Annotated in this window: 8 protein-coding genes; all 8 read right to left on the reverse strand. The window is 50.7% G+C overall.

Annotation, left to right across the window (positions count from 1 at the left end; genetic code table 11):
- Positions 1–74 precede the first annotated feature (74 nt).
- A complete protein-coding gene (gene rpoB / locus EH228_RS13395; RefSeq protein ID WP_152322148.1) occupies positions 75–4,103 on the reverse strand; it encodes a DNA-directed RNA polymerase subunit beta in 4,029 nt (1,342 codons plus the stop codon).
- Between the two features lie 332 nt (positions 4,104–4,435).
- Positions 4,436–4,804, reverse strand: coding sequence for a 50S ribosomal protein L7/L12 (gene rplL / locus EH228_RS13400; RefSeq protein ID WP_152322149.1), 369 nt, complete (start codon positions 4,802–4,804; stop codon positions 4,436–4,438).
- 66 nt (positions 4,805–4,870) lie between these two features.
- Positions 4,871–5,368 (reverse strand): 50S ribosomal protein L10, encoded by a 498-nt coding sequence (gene rplJ / locus EH228_RS13405; RefSeq protein ID WP_152322150.1) that lies wholly within the window; start codon positions 5,366–5,368, stop codon positions 4,871–4,873.
- A 425-nt stretch (positions 5,369–5,793) separates the two neighbouring features.
- A complete protein-coding gene (gene rplA, locus EH228_RS13410; RefSeq protein WP_152322151.1) occupies positions 5,794–6,498 on the reverse strand; it encodes a 50S ribosomal protein L1 in 705 nt (234 codons plus the stop codon).
- Between the two features lie 3 nt (positions 6,499–6,501).
- Positions 6,502–6,930, reverse strand: a complete 429-nt coding sequence (rplK, locus tag EH228_RS13415) for a 50S ribosomal protein L11 (protein ID WP_152322152.1) — start codon at positions 6,928–6,930, stop codon at positions 6,502–6,504.
- A 185-nt stretch (positions 6,931–7,115) separates the two neighbouring features.
- Positions 7,116–7,661: a transcription termination/antitermination protein NusG gene (nusG, locus tag EH228_RS13420; RefSeq protein WP_152322153.1), complete on the reverse strand. Its 546-nt coding sequence runs from the start codon at positions 7,659–7,661 to the stop codon at positions 7,116–7,118.
- Position 7,662: 1 nt separating this feature from the next.
- Positions 7,663–8,046, reverse strand: coding sequence for a preprotein translocase subunit SecE (gene secE / locus EH228_RS13425; RefSeq protein ID WP_152322154.1), 384 nt, complete (start codon positions 8,044–8,046; stop codon positions 7,663–7,665).
- A 350-nt stretch (positions 8,047–8,396) separates the two neighbouring features.
- The coding region (locus tag EH228_RS13435) for an EF-Tu C-terminal domain-related protein (RefSeq protein WP_476729647.1) at positions 8,397–8,611 on the reverse strand (215 nt) is incomplete at its 5' end.

Genomic DNA, 8,611 nt, shown 5'->3' on the forward strand with positions numbered 1-8,611 from the left:
GATTAGCTCCCGTCGGAGTGAGACTTCTCAGCACGCCCGGAAAGGCGTGCTGTAACCAGTACAAATTCGAGTGCTTACTCGTCTTCCAGCTCGATGTTGATACCCAGCGAGCGGATCTCTTTCAACAATACGTTGAAGGATTCCGGCATGCCCGGTTCCATCTGATGATTGCCGTCAACGATGTTTTTATACATCTTGGTACGGCCGTTCACGTCATCAGACTTGACGGTCAGCATTTCCTGCAGGGTATAAGCGGCGCCGTATGCTTCCAGGGCCCACACTTCCATCTCACCAAAGCGCTGTCCACCGAACTGCGCTTTACCACCCAGCGGCTGCTGAGTCACGAGGCTATAAGAACCAGTAGAACGTGCATGCATTTTGTCATCCACTAAGTGGTTGAGTTTCAGCATGTACATGTAGCCAACGGTCACCTGACGCTCGAACTGTTCACCAGTACGACCATCAAACAGGGTTATCTGACCGGAAGACGGCAGACCGCCGAGCTGCAACAGCTCTTTGATCTCGCTTTCTTTCGCACCATCAAACACTGGCGTCGCAATCGGCATCCCTTTCTTCAGGTTTTCAGCCAGACGTAACACTTCATCGTCACTGAACGTATTCAGATCGACTTTCTGCCGCACATCGGTGCCCAGATCGTACGCACGCTGGATAAATTCACGCAGCCTGGACACATCTTCCTGCTTCTTAAGCATCGCGTTGATTTTCTCGCCAATGCCTTTCGCAGCCATACCCAGGTGGGTTTCAAGAATTTGACCAATGTTCATACGTGATGGTACGCCCAACGGGTTCAGTACGATATCGACCGGTGTACCGTTCTCATCGTATGGCATATCTTCGATCGGATTGATCTTGGAGATAACACCTTTGTTCCCGTGGCGACCCGCCATTTTATCACCCGGCTGAATCTGACGTTTCACGGCCAGATACACCTTAACGATTTTCAGCACGCCAGGTGCCAGATCATCGCCCTGAGTGATTTTGCGGCGCTTCGCTTCGAGTTTCTTCTCAAACTCGTGCTTCAGTTCATCGTACTGTTCAGACAGCTGTTCCAACTGGTTCTGCTTGTCTTCGTCGGTCAGACCGAGTTCCAGCCAGCGTTCGCGTGGCAGCTTCTCCAGTTTCTCCGCTTCAATACCGCCAGAAATCAGCAGGTAATGAATACGGCTGAATAAGCCAGCCTCGAGGATCTGCAATTCTTCAGACAGGTCTTTCTTCGCCTGCTTAAGCTGCATTTCTTCGATTTCCAACGCACGCTTGTCTTTTTCCACGCCATCGCGGGTAAAGACCTGCACATCAATAACCGTACCAGACACGCCGTTCGGCACACGCAGAGAAGAGTCCTTAACGTCGGACGCTTTCTCACCGAAGATCGCGCGCAACAGCTTCTCTTCCGGCGTCAGCTGAGTCTCGCCTTTCGGCGTTACTTTGCCCACCAGGATGTCGCCACCGGTCACTTCAGCACCGATATACACAATACCGGACTCATCCAGTTTAGAGAGCGCAGCTTCCCCCACATTAGGGATGTCAGCGGTAATCTCTTCTGGCCCCAGCTTGGTGTCACGAGACACACAGGCCAGTTCCTGAATATGAATGGTCGTGAAGCGATCTTCCTGTACCACGCGTTCAGAGACTAAAATTGAGTCTTCGAAGTTGTAGCCGTTCCACGGCATGAACGCAACGCGCATGTTCTGACCCAGCGCCAGTTCGCCCAGATCCGTTGACGGACCATCAGCCAACACATCGCCACGTTCAACTGGTTCGCCCAGGTTGACACACGGCATCTGGTTGATACAGGTGTTCTGGTTAGAACGGGTGTACTTGGTCAGGTTGTAAATATCGATACCGGCTTCGCCTGGGTACATCTCGTCTTCGTTCACTTTGATAACGATACGGGATGCATCAACGTACTGAACGGTACCACCACGTTTCGCGACAGCGGTTACCCCGGAGTCAACCGCTACCGCGCGTTCCATACCGGTACCCACCAACGGCTTGTCAGCACGCAGAGTAGGAACCGCCTGACGTTGCATGTTTGCACCCATCAATGCGCGGTTAGCGTCATCGTGTTCCAGGAACGGAATCAGCGATGCCCCGACGGAAACCACCTGCTGGGTGGAAACGTCCATATAGTCAACCTGATCACGGCTGAACAGACTCGACTCGCCTTTGCTACGGCAAGTCACCAAATCATCGACAAAGTGACCTTCCTCGTCGAGATTGGTGTTCGCCTGAGCGATAACGTAGTTACCCTCTTCAATTGCTGAGAGATAATGAATTTCGTCGGTCACCACCCCGTCACGAACACGACGGTATGGCGTTTCCAGAAAACCATACTCATTAGTCTGCGCGTACACCGACAGGGAGTTGATCAGACCAATGTTCGGACCTTCAGGCGTTTCGATTGGACACACACGACCATAGTGAGTCGGGTGAACATCTCGCACTTCAAAGCCTGCCCGCTCACGCGTCAGACCGCCTGGGCCCAGTGCAGAGATACGCCGTTTGTGGGTAATCTCAGACAGTGGGTTGTTCTGGTCCATAAACTGTGACAACTGGCTGGAACCAAAGAACTCTTTCACCGCCGCCGAGATTGGCTTGGCGTTGATCATATCCTGCGGCATCAGGGTATCCAGATCACCCAAAGACAGGCGCTCTTTAACCGCACGCTCTACGCGCACCAGACCAACACGGAACTGGTTTTCGGCCATTTCACCGACGGAACGAATGCGACGGTTACCGAGGTGGTCGATATCATCCACTTCACCAATACCATTGCGGATATCGATGAGCTTCTTCATCACCTCAATGATGTCGTCTTTGCTCAGAATGCCGGAACCTTCAATCTCTTCACGCTGCAGAGAACGGTTGAACTTCATACGACCAACTGCAGATAAATCGTAGCGGTCTTCAGAGAAGAACAGGTTCTCGAACAGGTTTTCAGCCGCTTCACGCGTTGGCGGTTCACCAGGACGCATCATGCGGTAGATCTCAACCAGCGCGCTCAGGCGATCACTGGTTGGGTCGACACGCAGGGTTTCAGAAATGTATGAGCCGTGATCCAGATCGTTAGTAAACAGCGTTTCGATGCGCTTATGACCAGCCTGGCTCAGCTTAGCCAGCAGATCCAGCGACAGCTCCATGTTAGCTGCAACAATCAGTTCGCCGGTGCTTTCGTCGATATAATCTTTAGCGACGACTTTACCTGCGATGTATTCAACCGGAACCTCGATGTGTTCGACACCATCTTTTTCCAGTTGACGAATATGGCGTGCAGTAATGCGACGGCCTTTCTCTACGTATACGGTACCGTTAGATTCGATATCGAAAGAGGCGGTCTCACCACGCAGGCGTTCAGGAACCAGTTCCATCTGCAGCTTGTTGTCGCGGATTTCATACACGATTTTTTCAAAGAACAGGTCAAGGATCTGCTCAGTGGTGTAGTTCAGCGCGCGCAGAATGATGGTCGCAGGCAATTTACGGCGACGGTCAATACGGACGAACAGATTGTCTTTTGGATCGAACTCAAAGTCCAACCAGGAACCACGGTAAGGAATGATACGGGCGTTATACAGCACTTTACCCGATGAGTGGGTTTTACCCTTATCGCTGTCAAAGAAAACGCCAGGACTACGATGCAGCTGAGAAACGATAACGCGTTCTGTACCATTGATAACAAAGGTACCGTTATCGGTCATGAGCGGAATTTCGCCCATGTAAACTTCCTGTTCTTTGATGTCTTTAACGGTACCTTCTGGCGCTTCGCGCTCGTAGATAACCAGACGCAGTTTTACGCGCAAAGGAGCAGAGTACGTGACACCACGAATCTGGCACTCTTTCACATCAAATACAGGTTCGCCTAGCCGGTAGCTGACGTACTGCAGCTCAGAATTACCGCTATAGCTTTGGATAGGGAACACGGAACGGAAGGCAGCTTCCAGACCGTATTGACCTTCCGGATCTTGCTCAATGAACTTCTGGAAAGAGTCAAGCTGGATAGAAAGGAGATATGGGATGTCCAGAACTTGTGGACGTTTACCAAAATCCTTACGAATGCGTTTTTTCTCGGTATAGGAGTAAACCATAGGGTTCCTCAGCTCGCTGAAAAGTAGAACCACTCTGTCCGTCCAGGGGGGACAGTTCTGCAACACTATTTTGTGACGCGGAAAGAAAACTCCCCTTCCGTAATACCTCTTTCTATCACTCTTAAATCATTTCGTTGCCTTGACTGTACAGATCGCACTCTGTAGAAGAGCAATATATTAAGTCGTCGATAGAGAAAGATATTAAGCAAATCAATGACTAAACAGTGTGAAACGTCATTAATGCTTTAGAGCGCAAAAAGGCTGGTGACCAAAAAGTCACCAGCCGTCAGTCTGGAAAAAACTACAACCAGACTGCAACCTGAAAGGTTGGCTTATTTGACTTCAACTTCTGCGCCAGCTTCTTCCAGTGCTTTCTTCAGAGCTTCTGCGTCGTCTTTGCTGATGCCTTCTTTCAGGGCAGCAGGTGCAGACTCAACCAGGTCTTTAGCTTCTTTCAGGCCCAGACCGGTTGCGCCACGTACTGCTTTGATCACGGCAACTTTGTTAGCGCCGACCGCTTTCAGTACTACGTCGAACTCAGTTTTTTCTTCAGCAGCTTCAGCAGGACCGCCAGCAGCAACAGCTACAGCAGCAGCAGCAGAAACACCGAATTTTTCTTCCATAGCGGAAACCAGCTCAACAACGTCCATTACAGACATAGCCGCTACTGCTTCCAGAATTTGATCTTTAGTGATAGACATGACAATTGTTCCTGTGAATCAGAAATAGTTTATACGTTAGCAAGTGCAACAGGCAAAAAAGTGCGATTAAGCAGCTTCTTTGGCGTCGCGAACGGCAGCCAGAGTACGGACCAGTTTGCCTGCAGCGGCTTCTTTCATGGTCGACATCAGACGTGCCAGCGCTTCTTCGTAAGTCGGCAGCGTTGCCAGACGGTCAATATTGGCCGCACTAATCAACTCACCTTCAAAGGCCGCAGCTTTGACCTCAAATTTTGCATTCGCTTTCGCGAACTCTTTGAACAGACGAGCAGCAGCGCCCGGGTGTTCCATAGAGTATGCAATCAGGGTCGGACCAACAAACGTGTCTTTCAGGACCTCAAACGGAGTTCCTTCAACGGCGCGACGCAGCAAGGTGTTACGAACAACACGCATGTAAACGCCAGCCTCACGACCTGCTTTACGCAGTTCAGTCATTTTATCTACAGTCACGCCACGGGAATCCGCAACGACCGCAGACAGCGCGCCTTTGGCTACTTCGCTGACTTCAGCAACAATCGCTTGTTTGTCTTGAAGATTTAATGCCATTAGCTTTTGCTCCTGGATTTTAGCCGGGGATGAATTTCCCCGGAACTCACTTCACCCAACCTCAATGCTCCGAGGCAGGCGCTCAAACACGGTGAGCAGAATCCAGCAAAGACTATAAAAATATTCTTCAGGTTCTGTCACCGTCTACGCAGGAAATTAAGTGTGTCTTTCGACCCCACACCTGCGGTCTTGGACGGAGGCCTGGATAAGGCCAGGCTCCAACCGAAAATCCTTTCTATCTTTACGTCATTAGAACTGATACTGCGTTGGCTACGCTCGTTCGCATCCGTCACATAGATAACGATGTTCCCGGTGATGCGCTCTACCCGCCGGATCTCAGTTCGAAATTTTGAATACAGGTTCTGTCTATTTACAGAACAACGGGCGTAAGATTCTAGATGAAACTTTCGCCCGCGTAAAGCAGATTAGTTAGCCGATGCGTTCAGACCAGCCTGATCGATGGCAACCCCTGCACCCATAGTGGTAGAGAGGCTAACTTTCTTGATGAACACACCCTTCGCCTGAGACGGTTTGGCTTTTTTCAGCGCAACCAACAGAGACTCAAGGTTTTCTTTCAGTTTATCTGCTTCGAAATCAACCTTACCGATTGTAGTATGGATGATGCCGTTTTTGTCGTTACGGTAACGAACCTGGCCCGCTTTAGCGTTCTTAACCGCTTCAGCTACGTTCGGCGTTACAGTACCCACTTTCGGGTTTGGCATCAGACCACGTGGGCCCAGAACCTGACCCAGTTGGCCAACCACGCGCATTGCATCTGGAGATGCAATAACTACGTCGAAATTCATTTCGCCTTTTTTGATCTGTTCAGCCAGATCTTCCATACCTACCAGCTCAGCGCCAGCGGCTTTAGCAGCGTCAGCATTTGCCCCCTGGGTAAATACAGCGACGCGGACAGAACGACCCGTACCGTGTGGCAGTACCGTCGCACCGCGCACGTTCTGGTCAGATTTACGGGCATCAATACCCAGATTTACCGCTACGTCAACGCTTTCTACGAACTTAGCCGTCGCCAGTTCCTTCAGCAGAGCAACAGCTTCGTTGATGTCATACTGTTTCGTTGAATCAACTTTGTCACGGATCACGCGCATGCGCTTGGTCAGCTTAGCCATTTCTTAGTCCTCTACTACCAGGCCCATGGAACGAGCAGTACCTTCGATTGAGCGAGTCATCGCTTCAACATCGGCACCAGTCATGTCCGCAGCTTTGGTTTCTGCGATTTCACGTACCTGAGCACGTGATACTTTACCTACTTTTTCTTTGTTCGGCTTGCCGGAACCAGACTTGATACCCGCCGCTTTCTTCAGCAGTACTGCTGCCGGAGGCGTTTTGGTAACGAAGGTGAAAGAACGGTCAGAATAAACGGTAATAACAACCGGGATCGGCAGACCCTTCTCAATGGATTCGGTTTTGGCGTTAAACGCTTTACAGAATTCCATGATGTTAACACCTTGCTGACCCAGTGCAGGACCAACAGGTGGACTTGGGTTAGCCATACCGGCCGCAACCTGCAGCTTGACGTAGGCTTGTACTTTCTTAGCCATGATATTTCCTCAATTGGGTACAATCGCTCCGCAAAGAGCTCCCCTGTAATTTAATATTCACGCGCTGAGACAGCGCATAAAAACAAAAGGCGCGAAATTATATTGCCATTTCGCGCCCATCACAACTGATATTTAACCGTCCGGCTGACTTTTACCGCCCTGAATCAGCGGGCAACGACCAGCTATTAGCCTTTATCAACCTGACCAAAGTCCAGTTCAACCGGCGTAGCACGACCAAAAATGGAAACAGAGACTTTCAAGCGACTCTTCTCATAGTCCACTTCCTCGACCACACCGTTGAAGTCAGCAAATGGACCATCGCTGACGCGAACCAACTCACCCGGTTCAAACAGGGTTTTCGGACGTGGCTTATCACCCACCTGTTGTAGGCGGTTCATGATCGCGTCGACTTCTTTATCGCTGATAGGTGCCGGACGATCCGAGGTCCCACCAATGAAACCCATGACACGCGGTACGCTGCGCACCAAATGCCAACTGGCATCATTCATGACCATCTGAACCAGAACGTAGCCTGGGAAGAACTTGCGCTCGCTTTTACGGCGCTGACCACCACGGATCTCAACCACTTCTTCGGTTGGCACCATGACTTCGCCAAAAAGTTCTTCCATGTTATGTAACTTGATATGCTCGCGCAGCGACTGGGCTACACGGCCTTCAAAACCGGAAAACGCCTGAACGACGTACCAGCGCTTTTTTGGAGCTTCAGACATTTCAGAACCTCAGGCCAGTGATAAACGATACCAGACGGACCAGAATACCATCCAGTCCCCACAAAATCAGTGACATCACGGCAGTAACCGCGGCAACGATTAACGTGGTGTGCAACGTTTCCTGACGAGTCGGCCAAATGACCTTGCGAACTTCAGTGCGCGCTTCACGGGCAAACGCCAGTGTTGACTTGCCTTTTGCCGTCAGCAGCGCGATACCCCCTGCTACGGCGATCAGAATGACTACGGCCAGCGCGCGCAACGGGAGAGCAACTTCACGATAGTAGTAGTTGCCAACAATAGCTGCGAGCAGCAGCACTGCAACAATCAGCCATTTGACCGCTTCCTGGCCGCGCCCGCTTCCTCGAGCTTCGGTATTAGCACTCATAAACCAACCTGCTACAATAAATCAGAAACTATCTTGCCCCGTACAACGAAGCAACCGAACCGAATGATGCTGTCAGGCGAAACTCGGCATATCCCTTTATCTTTCAAGTTACAGCGTTGTTGACGATCCTCATTCACCACGGTCACCTGGCAATCTATGCTTCCGGGATTCATTCAGTTGTCGTCGCGCTGCGACATAACTTCTGTTGGGTTCAACGCCATACTACAGAGCCTGCCTCAGCAATGATTATGGTTGAAAATCACTGATGAGCCAGGTTCTATGTTACAGCGTACAAAAAGGGCATCAAATGATGCCCTCTTCTTGTGCGTTGCGTCAAATGTTATCAGCAATTATGCGATAACTTTAGCAACAACGCCCGCACCAACAGTACGACCGCCTTCACGGATAGCGAAACGCAGACCGTCATCCATCGCGATTGGGTGGATCAGCGTCACCACCATCTTGATGTTGTCACCTGGCATCACCATTTCCACGCCTTCAGGCAGTTCAATGGTACCGGTCACGTCAGTGGTACGGAAGTAGAACTGCGGACGGTAACCTTTGA

The organism is Erwinia endophytica, assembly GCF_009295515.1.
Classification (GTDB): domain Bacteria; phylum Pseudomonadota; class Gammaproteobacteria; order Enterobacterales; family Enterobacteriaceae; genus Erwinia; species Erwinia endophytica.

What these genes read in the sequence shown, in the direction of transcription:
- rpoB (WP_152322148.1), bottom strand. Translation starts at nt 4,103, where the DNA reads ATGGTTTACTCCTATACCGAGAAAAAACGCATTCGTAAGGATTTTGGT.
- rplL (WP_152322149.1), bottom strand. Translation starts at nt 4,804, where the DNA reads ATGTCTATCACTAAAGATCAAATTCTGGAAGCAGTAGCGGCTATGTCT.
- rplJ (WP_152322150.1), bottom strand. Translation starts at nt 5,368, where the DNA reads ATGGCATTAAATCTTCAAGACAAACAAGCGATTGTTGCTGAAGTCAGC.
- rplA (WP_152322151.1), bottom strand. Translation starts at nt 6,498, where the DNA reads ATGGCTAAGCTGACCAAGCGCATGCGCGTGATCCGTGACAAAGTTGAT.
- rplK (WP_152322152.1), bottom strand. Translation starts at nt 6,930, where the DNA reads ATGGCTAAGAAAGTACAAGCCTACGTCAAGCTGCAGGTTGCGGCCGGT.
- nusG (WP_152322153.1), bottom strand. Translation starts at nt 7,661, where the DNA reads ATGTCTGAAGCTCCAAAAAAGCGCTGGTACGTCGTTCAGGCGTTTTCC.
- secE (WP_152322154.1), bottom strand. Translation starts at nt 8,046, where the DNA reads ATGAGTGCTAATACCGAAGCTCGAGGAAGCGGGCGCGGCCAGGAAGCG.